The following is a 14,610-nucleotide window of genomic DNA, read 5'->3' on the forward strand; positions in this document are numbered from 1 at the left end:
ATGACCTTCCCGATCCGTATCGGCACCCGACGTTCCGCCCTGGCCCTGACCCAGTCGGGCATAATGCAGCGCGCCATCGCCGCCGCCATGGGCGTGCCCGACGACGAGGTCGCCACCGCAGTTCCTCTCGTCGAGATCGTCACTACCGGCGATCGAATCCAGGACCGCCGCCTGCTCGAGATCGGCGGCAAGGCCCTGTTCACCAAGGAGATCGAGGAGGCCCTGATCGACGGCCGCGTCGACGTCGCCGTCCATTCGATGAAGGATGTCCCGGCCGAACAGCCGCCCGGCCTGTGCATCGCTGCCGTGCCCCAGCGTGAGGATGCGCGCGACGCCTTCATCAGCACGGCCTTCGCCAGCTTCGCCGACCTGCCGCAGGGAGCCCGGCTGGGCACCGCCAGCCTGCGCCGCCAGGCCCAGGCCCTGGCCCTGCGCCCGGACCTTCGGATCGAGATGCTGCGCGGCAATGTCGATACCCGGCTGCGGCGTCTGGCCGACGGCGATTTCGACGCCATCCTGCTGGCCACCGCCGGCCTCAACCGGCTCGGCCGGGCCGACGTGATCCGCGAGCGGCTGTCCCTCGACCAGTTCCTGCCGGCTCCGGGCCAGGGGGCCCTGGCCCTGCAGACCCGCGCCGGCGAAACCGGGGCCGCCTGGGTCGCGGCCCTCGACCACCCGCTGACCGCCCTGGCCGTGGCCGCCGAGCGCGGGGCCATGACGGCGCTGGAAGGCTCGTGCCGCTCGGCCATCGGAGCCCACGCCACCCGGGCCGACGGCCGGCTGCTGCTGAGCGCCGAACTGCTCAGCCCCGACGGCACGGCCCGCTGGCGGCGCTCGGGCGACCTGGGCGACATCACCGCCGCCGATGCTGTCTCGGCCGCCCACGCCATGGGCCTGGCCGTCGGCCGCCAGATCCACGACGCCGCCGGCGACCAGCGGATCGATCTCTGACCATGGCCCGGACGGACGGGTCCGGCCCCCGCGTCTGGATCACCCGGGCCCGGCCGGGGGCCGAGCGCACCGCCGCCGCCCTGAGCGCGCGCGGCTTCACCCCGGTCGTCGCGCCGGCCCTGGCCCTGGTCCCGCTCGATACACCGCTCGACCTGACCGGTGTGGCCGGCCTGGCCTTCACCAGCCGCAACGGCGTCGCCGCCTTCGCCGACCGGACGCCGCGTCGCGACTGGCCGGTCTTCACCGTCGGCGACGCCACCGCCGAGGCGGCCCGGGCCCGCGGCTTCACCCGGGTGCACTCCGCCGACGGGGCGCTGGATGACCTCGTCGCCCTGATCGCCGCCGCCTGGCCCGCCGACGGGGGCCTGATCCTGGCCCCCGGGCCGCGCGACCCGGCCGGCGACCTGACCGCGGCCCTGACGGGTCGGGTCGAGGTCCGCGCCCTGCCCCTGTATGCGGCGCTGGAGACGGATCTCGCCCCGCCCGGAGCCTTCGACGCCGTTCTGGTGCATTCTCCCCGCGCCGCCCGGGTCCTGGCCGCCCGCCTGGCCGCTGCCGACGTCGGCAGCCGCCTGCTGGTGGCGATTTCACCCGCCGCCGCCGCGCCGCTGGAAGGTGCCGGCTTCGCCGAAATCCGCATCGCGCGCCGCCCGACCGAAGACTCCCTGCTCGCGGCGCTTGGCAACCCCGTCCGGCCCGTATAAACAGCGCTCCTCGCGCCGGGCCCCGTCGTCCGCGCACAGAGGCCGCTTTAGCTCAGCTGGTAGAGCATCGCATTCGTAATGCGGGGGTCAGGTGTTCGAGTCACCTAAGCGGCACCACCACTCCAATGGCACTCTAGGCAGGAAGTCGGCAGGCGAGCGGCGGAAGGGCCCCGGCCGCGAAGGGCTGTCTGGGTCCTGCGCGGCTGGCGCTCAGCTGGAAGGAACAGTCTGGACAGGCAAGACTCGTCTCTCGGCGCGGCCAGGGCAGGCGGGAGGCGAGGCTCTCCGGCCCCCTGCCGGAACGGGGATCGGCCACCCGACAACAACACCGGCGGCGGCCTCTCCCGGCCGAGCATCGTTGGCGCTGTCGATCCTAGAACTTCCTGGACAGGACCAGTCGCAGGGTTCCCAGCCTCTGTCCGGCGCTGAACTGCCCACCCAGTTCGCTCGATGCGGTCCAGCCGCTCGCAGTGGCCATCCGCAGCCCGAGACCCAATTTGATCTCGCCCCTGTCCCACCCGGCAGACCTTATCTGGTAGGTCGGCCCAGCAAGCCAGTCGGCATACTGGAGGTTCTGGGTTCCGCCATCGGCGAGCTCGTGCCGGTACTCAAGGCGCAAGCTGGGTGTCCAGGCGCTGTCGCGTTTCAGGTGGGTCACGGCGAACCCGACACCAAGCACCCCCTGCAGGGACTCAACGTCGCGCTTGGCGTAGCTGAGGGCCCAGAGTGCCGAACCGGTCTCGGTATAGGCGTCCAGCTCGGCGTTCGTTGATTCAACCCGACCGTAGCTGCTGATCCGGCCGCCGGAGAACGCCTTGTCGATACCCACCCCGATGGAACCGAACAGAGCCACGCCATCCCGTTGGCCCGAGACCAGACTGTCATCGATGCTGACCCTGCGCCGGAGGTCGATCCTGTGCGTGCCGTACCCCATCATGGCGTCGAAATGGACACCGTCCCGGGGCCGCCAGCTGCCGTAGACCACACCCACGAAATTGGAGGTATCGACGCTGGAGTCACGCCTGCCTACGTTGGCGCTTTCCCGGCCGAAGCCGCCGCCGACACCCAGGTCGAACCGCGGCGAGACCGGAAAATCGACACCCAGGCTCACACCGGACGAGCGGACCGAGAACCTGGCCTGATTGGTGGTGGCGTCCCGTTCACCGAGGGTAATCGCACCGCCAGTCCAGAACCGCGGTCCGCCTGACGGCAGCAACCCACCATCGGTTTGGCCGGCGGCACGACGACCGGCACCGGGACTGACATCCGTGTCGGAGCCAACGCCGAAGCCTGTACCATAAGCAGGGTCCGAGCCGCCGCCCGGGGATGCGCGCTTCCGGTCGGGCGAGTCGCCCGCGCTGGACAGCAGCAGGGCGTTCAGCTCGGCCCGGTCGAGATCGACCTGGCTTTGGCCGAACATCTGCCTGCCACCGAAGGGGGGCCGCTGATCGGGCTCCTGGCCCAACCGGGTCAGACCCGAGTTCAGAGTCAGGCCCAGGCTCACGGGCTGATCCCCGGTGCCGGAGTTGAGTTGCTCGAGACGACGGCTGAAGTTTTCCATCTGCGTGCCGGTCAGACGACGGGTCGCCTCGGCCTGGGCCGCATCCAGACCACGCACGTCCGGATCCTGCGAGGGATCAGGGCGGGCAAGGATCGACAGGCGCAGCGCCGCAGACCCGCTGTTGCCGAAGGAGTCGGTGGCAGAGACCGTAAAGTTGGCATCACCCACCTGATCGGACTTGCCGCTGATGCGACCCGCCGAAGACAGTGTGATGCCGGTCGGCAGCGCGCCCGAGATGACAGCATAGGTGTAGGTTCCCGAGCCCCCCGAGGCGCTGAGCAGGCGGTCATAGGGCACACCGGCCATCACGTCCGGCAAGGCGGTCGGGGAGATGGTGATGACTGCGGCATTGACCTCCAGCGTCAGGCTGACGTCGGAGAAGAACGGCCCCGAACCCGTCGAGGAATCGGTCACCCGCACCACGATGGGGAAGGTACCGATCACCGTCGGGGTCCCCGAGACCAGACCCGCCGAAGACAGGGTGATCCCGGCCGGCAGCGGGCCGGTCTGCAGGACGAACGTGTAGGGACCCGTGCCGCCCGAGCCGACCAGGGTCTGGCTGTAGGCAAAGCCGCGCTGGGCCGCCACCAGGGTCGAGGTCGAGGTCACGGTCGCTTCCCCGATGACCAGCCTGTACCGGTGGCTGGCGGTCACATTGCCGGCCCCGGCATCGGTCGCGGTCACCCCGATTTCAAAGGGGCCACCCGCCGTCGGGGTGCCCGAGAGCACGCCCGCGGAAGACAGGGATATCCCGGTCGGAAGCGGGCCGCCCGTGACCGCAAAAGTGCATGGACCGACACAGCCGATAGCCGTCAGGGTCGCGCTGTAGGCCGTGCCCACCCTGCCTGACGGCAGTTGGAACGGCGCGATGCCCGAAACACCCAGATAGGTGAAGTCGTCGCCTGCGCCGGCGGTGTCACTGGTTCCAGCGGGGGTGGTGACCGACACGTCCACCGCGCCCGCAGCATGCGCCGGAACGATGGCCGTCATCGATGTGGCGCTGTCAACGTTGAAGCTGGTCGCCGCGGTCCCGCCGAAGCTGACGCCGGTCGCACCCGAGAAGTTCGCGCCTGTCAGGGTCACCGTCGACCCGCCCTCGGCCGAACCGCTTGCAGGAGAAAGGGACGCCACCGCGGGCGGGGGCACCGAACTCTCGTCCTCGACGTCGGTCACGCTGACATAAACGGCCTGAACCGCCGAGCGACCCTGGCTGTCAAAGGCCGTGACAACGACCTCATAGCGATTGTCTCGGTCGCTGTCGGCGAGGTTTTCAAAGTCGCGACCGACCCGGAACGTCAGCGCCCCGGTCTGCTGCCCCAGGGCGAACAGCGCCTGATCCGCGCCGCCCGTGATGGCAAAGGTCACCGTCGGCGTTGCCAGACCCGGATCGTCCGCGACCAGGGTCATGATCGTCGTCTCATTTTCCGGCACGCTGACGAAGACATCGGAACGGCCGCCGCCGGAGGTGATCTGGAAACCGCACGCCAGAGCGCGGATCTCGGCGACCTTGGCGTTGAACCGTGCGGTGATTCCGGGCGTGCCGGCCTCTTCCTCGGCTGTAATCGGATTGTCGAACGGCGGGCAGAAGGCCTGTGCCAGCAGCAGTTTCAGCTCGCCGGAGTCGCAGGCGGGCAGATCGGAGGGGGCGTTCTGGGCGGCCTGCTGGGCCTCAAACGCGGCCTGGCCGTCGACCGTGGATTGGGCCACGGCGGTCTCAACGGCCAGCTTGGCGTCATTGTAGGCCACCAGCGCCTCCGGCGACGGGAAGCGGGTTTCCGCAAACAGGCTGGGCGCGCCGCTGGCGACCGCATCGTTATGGACGCTCAATGCGGCGTCGCGGTAGGATTTGAGCTTCTCCAGCAGCGAGGCCTTCAGGACCTCTTTCAGGATCTGGTCCAGCCCGAACGGGACGCCCCCGGTGAGCGAGAAGCCGATGCTGCCGGACAGATTGTCCACGTATTCCGCGGCAAAGCTGCGAATGGCCGCGTCGGGATGGTTCACCAGATCGGACCAGGTGACGCCCCTGTCCGGGGCCAGCAGGACAAGACCGCCCTGGTAGGCCCGTTCCGTGACATCCCTCACCGCCTCGAGGACCGCGACATAGGCGTACCATTTGAGGACATCCTCGGTCGTATAGGTCTTGGTGACGGTGACCGAGGCGTCGAGATTTGCCTTGGCCACGACCAGGGCCGCCCGGGCGGCGGTGACGTCCGCGGAACTGGCGACGGCCTTCAGCCGCGCCGTCTCATAGGCGACGTCGAGGGGGTGGGGACCGTAGGGTCGACCGTTCTCGAGGTTGTCGTCCGCATAGCAGCGAAACGGACTGTCCAGGGACAGGTCGGATCGACCGCGCGGATCAATGCCGAGCTGTTCAATCCCGGCCAGGGCGTTGCCGGCCCCGACCGCACCGAACAGCGTCGCCAGACCGAGGAGGCGAAGGGCCCGCAAGCAGGAGTTCACGATAAGCATCGACGCGACCGGGGAGTGGGAATACCGCCCTCCCGTCCCGACGACAGAAGAAATGCACTCTATTGATGTACAGGCGGGGACAGACCACCCCGGGCATTGCTTGACGAAAGTTCGCTTCAGATAGTTTCGGTATCTATGACCGGCCGACGGGCTTTTGACGAGCAAAATCAGCCATCAATCTGACAATTCGACTCCCACACCCACCCGGCAGCGTCAGTAATTCACGCCTGGTCGCCCGATCGACATCCGGATTCACAGACCGCGAAGGCCGGATTTACTGATCGGACGCCGCCCAGGCTTTATCGGCGTCCAGATCGCCGGGCCGAACGACCCTCAGCCCGCCGGTCAGAGGGCACAGCGGGGGGAGGGGTCCGTCCGCCTCCGCCGACGCGCCCGACCCGGGGCCCGGGTCGTTCCGCGGCAACTCAGACGTTGATGCTCTGCGGAATTTTCGACGGCATCAGATAGGCATAGGTGTGGCCGTTGGAATCGGCACCCCGCCGCGCGATGACGGATTCAATACCGTCGAGCGTTTCCTGGAACAGGTCCAGGGCAGAATATCCTGCCAATACATCACGGCACCGACCTTGCGCTGATCCCGCAGTTTGCGGTGTCCGGGGGTGTTGAGGTCCCGCCGCCTATTCTGTCAGCCCGGAGGCCGAACCGCGGCCGTCATGCCCGCCTGCCCCCGCGCCCGCGCCCGATCAGCATAACCGCTGCAAAGTTGATGCAAATGTTGGGAAGCTGACATATGGTGTCGGGTAAATAAATGTTCGTGTCGGCTATCGTATTTATTCGTCGGATTCTAATTCGACAAAAGTATCTCTGTTCCTGAATATCGAATTCTTGTAGTTCCAACGGTCTCTTCGATGGGGCCCATTCATCGTGCGTTTCCGAAACCGCGTACTTTCATCCATAAGGGAAGAAGATATCGTCGCCCTGCGACCGCATCTGCGCGAGGTTCTCGTGGCGCGGGGACAGGTTCTGATCCCCGAAAACACGCGGGTCACCCAGGTCTATTTTCCCAGCACCGCCATCCTGTCGAGCGTCATCGTTCTGCTGGACGGACGTCAGTGCGAGGTCTCCACGCTCGGAACCGAAGGGTTCGGCGGGGGGCTGGCCTGCCTGACCGGCGAGGTCTCGACCGAGCGCCTGTTCGCCCAGATCGCCGGCGGGCTGATCACCGTGCCCGCCGACGTCCTGAAAACGCGGGCGCTGGCCAGTCCCGCCCTGCTGAACCTGTTGCTTCAGCGGCTCCAGGCGAGCCAGGTCGAGGCCGGACAGGGCGTGGCCTGTAACGCCCTGCATGAGGCTCCGGCCCGGCTGGCGCGCTGGCTGCTGATGACCATGGATCGCATCGGCGCGACGGAGTTCCCCCTGACCCAGACCTATCTGGCGGTCATGGTCGGGGTCCAGCGCACGACGATCAGCGGCGTGGCCAACCGGCTCAAGCAAAAGGGCCTGATCGGCTACAGCCGGGGCCAGGTGACGATTCTGGATCCGGCCGGCCTTGAGACCGAGGCATGCGAATGCTACGCGGTCATCCGTAATCGCTCCGACGCCCTGGGCCTGGTTGACCGCCATGACTAGTCGCGCAGCGACCTTCCCCTCCCCCTCCGCCCGGGCCGTTCTGTGGATCGGCTCACCTCTTTGGCATGCTTCCCGATAGGCGACCGATGTTGTCCCCATTGACCGCGCGACAGGAAGAATGCCTGCGGCTGACGACATACCGGACCGACAAGGAAATCGCCGTCGCCCTGGGGCTTTCCGAGGCGACCGTGAAAAAGCACGTCCACGCCGCCTGTCAGCGACTGGGCGTCAACCGGCGCAAGGCGGCGCTGGCCCTTCTGGGACCAAAGGTACCAACGGCTACAAAGGACCCCATTGGTGACCTGGCTGAGGTGGGGCTTGATGCGCCTTCACCAACGGAAGACCACCATGCCCCCGATGACGGATCCCCTGCCACACTGGACCTGGGACGACCTGGAAACGGCCCTGGGTCAGTTCGACCAGACGCAGCAGCTCGAGATGCTGCGCAGTCACCTGCTGAACGGCCTGCGCTCGGACGCGATCTCGGCGACACCGCCGGATCTGCTGGCCCAGGTGTTGAGCACAGCCTGGGTGCTGGCCCAGGTCGGCGCTTCGGCTACAGGCCCCCGCCCGGAGGCTGGGCGCTCCGCCTGCTGATCATCAGCCTTATCATCGTGTTCGGAGCCGTGATGCTGGTCGGCGTCTTCGAGATGTTGGTCCGCTATCAGCGTCAGGTCAGCGAAATCGACCGCACAGTCAGCCAGATCACTCATCCGATCGATCCCGTTTCCCGTTAACGGCAGGGATCGTTCGCCGAACCGGAACTGAATCTGCATGGACCCGCTTCCGGCCGCCTTTCTGGTCTCCGCCCTGGTCATCTTTCCCCTGGCCTGGCTGGGAGGTGGACATACCGAACGGTCGGGGGTGGCGCTGTATATGTGCCTGTTTTTCGTCAGCCCCCTGGTTCAGCAGTACCGGATCGGCAATCTGATGTGGGCTACAGCCCTGATCGATCTCGTCTTCCTGATCGGTCTTGTCTGGCTGGCGCTGAAGCGGGAACGCTGGTGGCCGCTGGTGGCCTCCGCCTTCCAGGTCATGGTCATGCTGATCTATCTCAGCACGGCACTGGTGCCGGGCTTTGATACCCGGTCCGGGGTTGTGGCGATCATGGTCCTCGGCATGCTGGCGCTTTTCTGCCTGCTGGGTGGCGTGGTGGAACGGATTCTGGCCGGCGAGGCTCCCGTCAGCGCGTCCGCGGTCTGGCGACGCCGTCGCCCGGCCCCGCTCTGACACCAGCCCGCTTGAACATATAAGCATATCTTTATATGTTTGTCGGAATACCCGATGGGTCCCCCCCGACCAGGAGCCTTTGCTTGTCCCGTTCCTCATTCCTCTTCACCTCCGAAAGCGTCTCCGAGGGTCATCCCGACAAGGTCGCGGACCGCATCTCCGACACCGTGGTCGACCTGTTCCTGTCCAAGGACCCCGAGGCCCGGGTCGCCTGCGAGACCCTGACCACGACCAATCTGGTGGTGCTGGCCGGCGAGATCCGCGGCAACGGCATCATGGGCAAGGACGGCCAGTGGGCCCCGGGCGTCGAACAGGAAATCGAGACCGCCGTGCGCGCCGCGGTGCGTGACATCGGCTATGAACAGACCGGCTTTCACTGGGAAACCTTCGAATTCATCAACCGCCTGCATGGCCAGTCCGCCGACATCGCCGTCGGCGTCGACGCCGCCGGCAACAAGGATGAAGGCGCGGGCGACCAGGGCATCATGTTCGGTTACGCCTCGAACGAGACCCCCGAGCTGATGCCGGCGACCCTGCAGTACAGCCACAACATCCTGAAACGCCTGGCCGAGGTGCGCCACGCCGGCGGCTCGAAGCTGGAGCCCGACGCCAAGAGCCAGGTGACCATTCTGTACGAGAACGGCGTGCCCATGCGCGCCACCTCGATCGTGCTGTCGACCCAGCATGCGGCGGGGCTCTCGGCGGCCGAGGTCACGGCCATCGTCAAACCTCACATCCTGGCGGTCCTGCCCGAAGGCTTCACCGACGACGCCACCGAGTGGCACATCAATCCGACCGGTATCTTCGAGATCGGCGGACCCGACGGTGACGCCGGGGTCACCGGGCGCAAGATCATCGTCGACACCTACGGCGGCGCGGCCCCCCACGGCGGCGGGGCCTTCTCCGGCAAGGACCCGACCAAGGTCGACCGCTCGGCGGCCTACGCCTGCCGCTACCTGGCCAAGAATGTCGTGGCCGCCGGCCTGGCCGACCGCTGCACCATCCAGATCAGCTATGCCATCGGCGTGTCCAGGCCCCTGTCGGTCCACGTCGACCTGCACGGCACCGGCAAGGTTGCGGAAGCGGTGCTGGAGACGGCGCTTCCCGAAATGATCGGCGGGGCCACCCCGCGCGCCATCCGCGAGCACCTGGGTCTGAACCGGCCGATCTATGCCCGCACCGCGGCCTATGGCCATTTCGGCCGGGCGCCGGACGCCGACGGCGGTTTCAGCTGGGAAAAGACCGACCTGGTCGATCGCCTCAAGGCGCTGGTCTAGACGTCAATTTCGGGCTCGCCGGTCTCCGGTGAGCCCTTCGGCGGTTCCTTGGCCTCGGCCACATGGCGTTGCGGGGGATCGAGGACGGCTCCGAATCCGAACAGGGCGGCGGCTATCAGTCCTAGCCCGCCCCGACGTTTTCCGGCCGGCCGTGACCGGGTGACCGCCATCGTGGCCCAGATGACCCCCGCAATCATCAAGAGCCCGGCAGTCCAGCCGACAAGGTCGCGCATCGTCATTTCTTCGTGCCGGACCGACAGATGGCGGTTCGTGCCCGTCGTTTAAAGGCTCCCGTCCACCTCGAGACCTTTCTATAAGCCCCCATGGCCACCGATCCCGACAATCCATTCACCGACCGTCCGCTGCGCTCGTTCGGCCGCATCAAGTCGCGCGCGATCAAGCCGAAACAGGCGGTGCTGTTCGATACCCTGCTGCCGGACATCGCTGTGCCCGACCCGAAGGCGGGCCCGCTTGATCCCGCCGCCCTGATGCCCGGGGCGAAGGCCGTGTGGCTGGAGATCGGTTTCGGCGGCGGCGAGCATCTCGCCGAACAGGCCGCCCGCCATCCGGACACCCTGATGATCGGCTGCGAGCCCTTTCTCAACGGCGTGGCCTCAGCCCTGCGCCATATCGACGAGCGTGGCCTGAAGAATGTCCGCCTCCATGCCGACGACGCGCGTGACGTGCTGGACGCCCTGCCCGATGCCGCGCTGGACCGGGTCATGATCCTGTTCCCCGATCCCTGGCACAAGGCGCGCCACAACAAGCGCCGCCTGCTCAATGACGAGACCGCCGCGGTCCTTGCCCGGGTGCTGAAGCCCGGCGGCCGGGTGCGATTCGTCACCGACTGGGCCGACTACGCCGACTGGGCCCTGGAGCGGCTGCAGCGCACGCCCGGCCTGGTCGAGATGGACCCGGGCGAGGGCTACTGGCCGCAGCGGGCCATGACCCCGCCCGCCGACCATGTCGTCACCCGCTACGAGGAAAAGAAACTGGGCGACACCGCGCCGATCTTCCTGGAGTTCAGTCGCGTCTGAACCACACCGTCCGGCGCAGGGCGGCGGCGCAAACCACCACGGCCGCTGACTTGACCCCGGCTCCGGCCAGGAAGGGCGTGAAGCCGGCGGCCATCGCCGGGCCCGCGCCGACCTGGGTCGCCAGCCAAGCGGTGCCGAGACCAAGGATCAGTAGATGCGCCCCGATCATCAGGGCGACCCCGGACGCCGGGCCCGCGAACGCCGGACGGCGAGCCAGGGTCCCGGCGATGAAGGCTGCGACCGGAAAGGCGAACAGATAGCCGGCGGTCGGACCGGCGAACCGCTGCCAGCCCCCGGTGCCGTCCGAAAGCACCGGCAGGCCCAGCGCCGCCAGGGCCAGATAGACCAGGACCGCCACCGCCCCCCAGGTCCCGCCCAGCACCGCCCCGGCCAGCAGGACCGCGAACGTCTGCAGCGTCATCGGCACCGGCACCATGGGCACCGCCACCTGGGCGCAGAGCACCATCAGCGCGACAAATCCGGCCACGGCGATCAATCGACGCATCCGCGTCTCCCACTTTGCATTTGTCCGAAAGGCCCTCTATACCGCCTGTCACATCGTTAGACCGGCGTCCAACGGCGTCGTTCACAGCGGCGGCCCGGGGACGGCCAGCCGCTTTTTTATTGAGTAATGCCCGCCTTGCGCGCCAAGACCCCCGAAGACCGCAAACTGCTCGAGATGATCGACCCGATCGCTGAAAGCCTCGGGCTGGAGATCGTGCGCGTGCGCCTGATGGGCGGCACCCTGCGCCGGCGACTGCAGATCATGGCCGAACGCGCCGTCGACAATGACATCGCCGTCGAGGAATGCGCCCGTCTGAGCCGCGCCGTGTCCGAGGTGCTGGACGCCGCCGACCCGATCGCCGGCGAATACCTGCTGGAAGTCTCCTCGCCCGGCGTCGACCGGCCGCTGACCCGGCTGAAGGATTTCGACCTGTTCGCAGGCTTCGAGGCCCGGATCGAGACCGACCGGATGGTCGAGGGCCGCAAACGCTTCAAGGGCATCCTGGCCGGAACCGAGGGCGACGCCGTCGCCATCGATCTCGACGGCGAGGACGATACCGCCCTGCTGCCGTTCGAATGGCTGCATGACGCCAAGCTGGTGCTGACCGACGCCCTGCTGAACCGCGGAGCCGCCCTGCGCGCCGCCCGCGGCGAATCCGACGAGCCCGGCGGTGGCCCGGCCGACGACCCGGACCTGCCGCAACGCGGCGTGGCCCAGCCGAAGAAGACCTTTCTCAAGACCCCTTCCCCCAAGACAACCAAGACCAAAAGGGACAAAGCCTGATGGCCGTCACCGGTATTTCCGCCAACCGTCTCGAACTGCTGCAGATCGCGGACGCTGTCGCGCGTGAGAAGAACATCGACAAGGAGATCGTCGTCGAGGCGATCGAGGAAGCGATCCAGAAGGGTGCCAAGTCGCGCTACGGGGCGCACCACGACATCCGCGCCAAGATCGACATCAAGACCGGCGAAATGCTGCTGACCCGTCACGTCACCATCGTGCCCGACGACTGGCAGCCGGAAGACGAGCTGGAAGAGTTCAACGACAGCGCCATGGTGCGGCTGACCGACGCGATGAAGCGCGACCCCGAGGCCGTGGTCGGCAAGGAATATGTCGAGGTCCTGCCGCCGTTCGAATTCGGCCGGGTCCAGACCCAGATGGCCCGCCAGGTCGTGACCGGCAAGGTCCGCGAGGCCGAGCGCGCCAACCAGTACGAAGAGTTCAAGGATCGCGTCGGCGAGATCGTCAACGGCACGGTCAAGCGCGTCGAATACGGCAACACCATCGTCGATCTGGGCCGGGGCGAGGGCATCATGCGCCGTAACGACTCGATCCCGCGCGAGGTGTTCAACATCGGCGACCGCATCCGCACCTACATCTACGACGTCCGCGCCGAGGCCAAGGGTCCGCAGGTCATGCTGTCGCGCGCCCATCCGGGCTTCATGGCCAAGCTGTTCGCCCAGGAAGTGCCCGAAGTCTACGACGGCGTCATCGAGATCCGCGCCGCCGCGCGCGACGCCGGCTCGCGCGCCAAGATGGCCGTCCTGTCCAACGACTCCTCGATCGATCCGGTCGGGGCCTGCGTCGGTATGCGCGGTTCGCGCGTCCAGGCCGTCGTCGCCGAACTGCAGGGCGAGAAGATCGACATCATCCAGTGGAACCCGGACGAGCCGACCTTCATCGTCAACGCCCTGGCCCCGGCCGAGGTCTCCAAGGTCGTGCTGGACGAGGAAGCCGACCGCGTCGAGGTCGTCGTGCCCGATGAGCAGCTGTCGCTGGCCATCGGCCGTCGCGGCCAGAACGTGCGCCTCGCCTCGCAGCTGACCGGCTGGCAGATCGACATCATCACCGAGTCCCAGGACTCCGAGCGTCGCCAACGCGAGTTCGCCGAACGGACCCAGCTGTTCCAGGAGGCCCTCGACGTCGACGAGGTCATCGCCCAGCTGCTGGTCACCGAAGGCTTCGCCACGGTCGAGGACCTGGCCTTCGTGGAGGCCTATGAAATCTCCGAGATCGAAGGCTTCGACGAGGACACGGCCGAGGAACTCCAGGCCCGCGCCGCCGACTATCTGGCCAAACAGGCCGCCGTGCTGGACGCCAGGCGTATCGAGCTCGGGGTCGAGGACGCCGTGCTGCAGGTTCCGGGCGTGAGTCTGCCGATGGCCGTGGCCCTCGGCGAGGGTGGCGTGAAGACGGTCGACGACCTGGCCGACCTGGCCACCGACGAAATCCGCGGCGGCTTCGACATCAAGGACGGCGAGCGGATCAAACTGCCCGGCGTGCTGGAAAGCTTCAACCTGGCCCAGGCGGATGCCGAAATGCTGATCCTCCAGGCCCGCGTGGCCGCCGGCTGGATCGACGCCTCGGAACTGCCGCAGCCGGAACCCGAGCCGGAGTACGAAGAGGCCGGCGAAGACGCTGTTCTCGACGCCGAGGCCGTGTTCGACGCCCCGGCCGAGGCTGACGGCGACGCGGACGACGATCTCGAGACGGAGGTCCCCGCCGGGGACCCCGAAACCCCCAGCGACGCGTGATGGGACGCCGGGCCGTTCATGGGATTGCGCGACGCAACGATCGATAGGGAACGCCGCGACCTGGTCACGCACCAGGTCATGGAAGAATCTCGTCTGATCCGCTTCGTCGCCGCCCCGGACGGCTCGGTCGCCCCCGACCTGGGTCGCAAACTGCCCGGCCGCGGCCTCTGGGTCGCCGCCGACCGGGCCTCGGTCGAGACCGCAGTCCGGAAAAACCTGTTTTCGCGGGCCGCCAAGGCCCCGCTCAGGCCGGCCACCGACCTCGCGGACACCGTCGAGGCCCTGCTGGTGCGTCGGGTTCTCGACCAGCTGGGCCTTGCCCGACGCGAAGGCGTGCTTATCTCTGGGTTCGAGAAGTCGGCAGCGGCGATCCGTGCCGGCAAGGCCGCCTGGCTGATCGAGGCGAGCGACGGTTCACAGGACGGTCGCGGCAAGCTTCTGGGCCTCGCCCGGCACCAGCAACCGCCACCCAAAGTCTGCGGCACCTTCAGTGCGGACGATTTGAGTTTGGCCCTTGGGCTGGAAAATGCGATACACGCCGTCCTGCTTGCGGGCGGGCGGGCCGATCGCTGGACCGTAGAGGTCGAGCGACTGGCGGGATTTCGACCGCTCCACCCTCGGGACTGGCTCCAGGAACGCCCTGGACTCGAGACCGGGGACGGATCGGATGAAGCCCCCGGAATGGGTTTTGACGGGCGGGGTTCCGCCTCCTGAACGGGGAGGTGGGGCCACGCGCGGCTATTTGTGTTTGA

General features: G+C 67.6%; 14 protein-coding genes and 1 tRNA gene. 11 read left to right on the plus strand and 4 right to left on the minus strand.

The window, feature by feature from the left end; translation table 11 throughout:
• The 3 genes from hemC (at nucleotide 1) to AACZ75_RS08485 (ending at nucleotide 1,772) form a co-directional block, all read left to right on the plus strand.
• The gene (gene hemC, locus AACZ75_RS08475) at nucleotides 1-951 is read left to right on the plus strand and encodes a hydroxymethylbilane synthase (RefSeq protein WP_339872411.1); all 951 of its coding nucleotides are present in this window, start codon (nucleotides 1-3) and stop codon (nucleotides 949-951) included.
• A gap of 2 nt (nucleotides 952-953) precedes the next feature.
• Complete coding sequence (locus AACZ75_RS08480) at nucleotides 954-1,655, plus strand: uroporphyrinogen-III synthase (RefSeq protein ID WP_339872412.1); 702 nt, start codon at nucleotides 954-956, stop codon at nucleotides 1,653-1,655.
• 41 nt (nucleotides 1,656-1,696) lie between these two features.
• Nucleotides 1,697-1,772, plus strand: a tRNA-Thr gene (locus AACZ75_RS08485).
• A gap of 256 nt (nucleotides 1,773-2,028) precedes the next feature.
• On the opposite strand, the gene AACZ75_RS08490 is transcribed toward AACZ75_RS08485, so the two are convergent.
• The gene (locus AACZ75_RS08490; protein WP_339872413.1) at nucleotides 2,029-5,664 is read right to left on the minus strand and encodes an autotransporter domain-containing protein; all 3,636 of its coding nucleotides are present in this window, start codon (nucleotides 5,662-5,664) and stop codon (nucleotides 2,029-2,031) included.
• Nucleotides 5,665-6,110: 446 nt separating this feature from the next.
• On the minus strand, nucleotides 6,111-6,254 hold the full coding sequence (locus tag AACZ75_RS08495) for a hypothetical protein (RefSeq protein ID WP_339872414.1): 144 nt from the start codon (nucleotides 6,252-6,254) through the stop codon (nucleotides 6,111-6,113).
• A gap of 316 nt (nucleotides 6,255-6,570) precedes the next feature.
• On the opposite strand from AACZ75_RS08495, the gene AACZ75_RS08500 reads away from it, so the two are divergent.
• From AACZ75_RS08500 to metK, 4 genes are all read left to right on the plus strand, one after another.
• A complete protein-coding gene (locus AACZ75_RS08500) occupies nucleotides 6,571-7,275 on the plus strand; it encodes a Crp/Fnr family transcriptional regulator (RefSeq protein ID WP_339872415.1) in 705 nt (234 codons plus the stop codon).
• A 348-nt stretch (nucleotides 7,276-7,623) separates the two neighbouring features.
• Nucleotides 7,624-7,872, plus strand: coding sequence for a hypothetical protein (locus AACZ75_RS08505; protein ID WP_339872416.1), 249 nt, complete (start codon nucleotides 7,624-7,626; stop codon nucleotides 7,870-7,872).
• A 177-nt stretch (nucleotides 7,873-8,049) separates the two neighbouring features.
• Nucleotides 8,050-8,505, plus strand: coding sequence for a hypothetical protein (locus AACZ75_RS08510; RefSeq protein ID WP_339872417.1), 456 nt, complete (start codon nucleotides 8,050-8,052; stop codon nucleotides 8,503-8,505).
• A gap of 83 nt (nucleotides 8,506-8,588) precedes the next feature.
• Nucleotides 8,589-9,782: a methionine adenosyltransferase gene (gene metK / locus AACZ75_RS08515; RefSeq protein WP_339872418.1), complete on the plus strand. Its 1,194-nt coding sequence runs from the start codon at nucleotides 8,589-8,591 to the stop codon at nucleotides 9,780-9,782.
• Here metK and AACZ75_RS08520 read toward each other — a convergent pair.
• A complete protein-coding gene (locus AACZ75_RS08520; RefSeq protein WP_339872419.1) occupies nucleotides 9,779-10,015 on the minus strand; it encodes a hypothetical protein in 237 nt (78 codons plus the stop codon). The two genes, metK and AACZ75_RS08520, sit on opposite strands and share 4 nt — an antisense overlap.
• A 90-nt stretch (nucleotides 10,016-10,105) precedes the next feature.
• Here AACZ75_RS08520 and trmB point away from each other — a divergent pair, with 90 nt between their 5' ends.
• Nucleotides 10,106-10,819 (plus strand): tRNA (guanosine(46)-N7)-methyltransferase TrmB, encoded by a 714-nt coding sequence (trmB, locus tag AACZ75_RS08525; protein ID WP_339872420.1) that lies wholly within the window; start codon nucleotides 10,106-10,108, stop codon nucleotides 10,817-10,819.
• On the opposite strand, the gene AACZ75_RS08530 is transcribed toward trmB, so the two are convergent.
• Complete coding sequence (locus AACZ75_RS08530) at nucleotides 10,806-11,324, minus strand: biotin transporter BioY (RefSeq protein WP_339872421.1); 519 nt, start codon at nucleotides 11,322-11,324, stop codon at nucleotides 10,806-10,808. The two genes, trmB and AACZ75_RS08530, sit on opposite strands and share 14 nt — an antisense overlap.
• Nucleotides 11,325-11,459: 135 nt before the next feature.
• On the opposite strand from AACZ75_RS08530, the gene rimP reads away from it, so the two are divergent.
• Genes rimP through AACZ75_RS08545 form a run of 3 tightly spaced genes read left to right on the plus strand, consistent with a single transcriptional unit; the run spans nucleotide 11,460 to nucleotide 14,572 of the window.
• A complete protein-coding gene (rimP, locus tag AACZ75_RS08535) occupies nucleotides 11,460-12,107 on the plus strand; it encodes a ribosome maturation factor RimP (protein ID WP_339872636.1) in 648 nt (215 codons plus the stop codon).
• Nucleotides 12,107-13,858, plus strand: coding sequence for a transcription termination factor NusA (gene nusA / locus AACZ75_RS08540; protein ID WP_339872422.1), 1,752 nt, complete (start codon nucleotides 12,107-12,109; stop codon nucleotides 13,856-13,858). Before rimP ends, nusA begins: the two co-directional genes overlap by 1 nt.
• An 18-nt stretch (nucleotides 13,859-13,876) precedes the next feature.
• Complete coding sequence (locus AACZ75_RS08545) at nucleotides 13,877-14,572, plus strand: RNA-binding protein (RefSeq protein ID WP_339872423.1); 696 nt, start codon at nucleotides 13,877-13,879, stop codon at nucleotides 14,570-14,572.
• Nucleotides 14,573-14,610: the final 38 nt, after the last annotated feature.

It is taken from the genome of uncultured Brevundimonas sp., from assembly GCF_963975535.1.
In the GTDB taxonomy this organism is placed as follows: Bacteria; Pseudomonadota; Alphaproteobacteria; order Caulobacterales; family Caulobacteraceae; genus Brevundimonas.

What these genes read in the sequence shown, in the direction of transcription:
- hemC (WP_339872411.1), top strand. Translation starts at nt 1, where the DNA reads ATGACCTTCCCGATCCGTATCGGCACCCGACGTTCCGCCCTGGCCCTG.
- AACZ75_RS08480 (WP_339872412.1), top strand. Translation starts at nt 954, where the DNA reads ATGGCCCGGACGGACGGGTCCGGCCCCCGCGTCTGGATCACCCGGGCC.
- AACZ75_RS08505 (WP_339872416.1), top strand. Translation starts at nt 7,624, where the DNA reads ATGCCCCCGATGACGGATCCCCTGCCACACTGGACCTGGGACGACCTG.
- AACZ75_RS08510 (WP_339872417.1), top strand. Translation starts at nt 8,050, where the DNA reads ATGGACCCGCTTCCGGCCGCCTTTCTGGTCTCCGCCCTGGTCATCTTT.
- AACZ75_RS08520 (WP_339872419.1), bottom strand. Translation starts at nt 10,015, where the DNA reads ATGCGCGACCTTGTCGGCTGGACTGCCGGGCTCTTGATGATTGCGGGG.
- trmB (WP_339872420.1), top strand. Translation starts at nt 10,106, where the DNA reads ATGGCCACCGATCCCGACAATCCATTCACCGACCGTCCGCTGCGCTCG.
- AACZ75_RS08530 (WP_339872421.1), bottom strand. Translation starts at nt 11,324, where the DNA reads ATGCGTCGATTGATCGCCGTGGCCGGATTTGTCGCGCTGATGGTGCTC.
- nusA (WP_339872422.1), top strand. Translation starts at nt 12,107, where the DNA reads ATGGCCGTCACCGGTATTTCCGCCAACCGTCTCGAACTGCTGCAGATC.
- AACZ75_RS08545 (WP_339872423.1), top strand. Translation starts at nt 13,877, where the DNA reads ATGGGATTGCGCGACGCAACGATCGATAGGGAACGCCGCGACCTGGTC.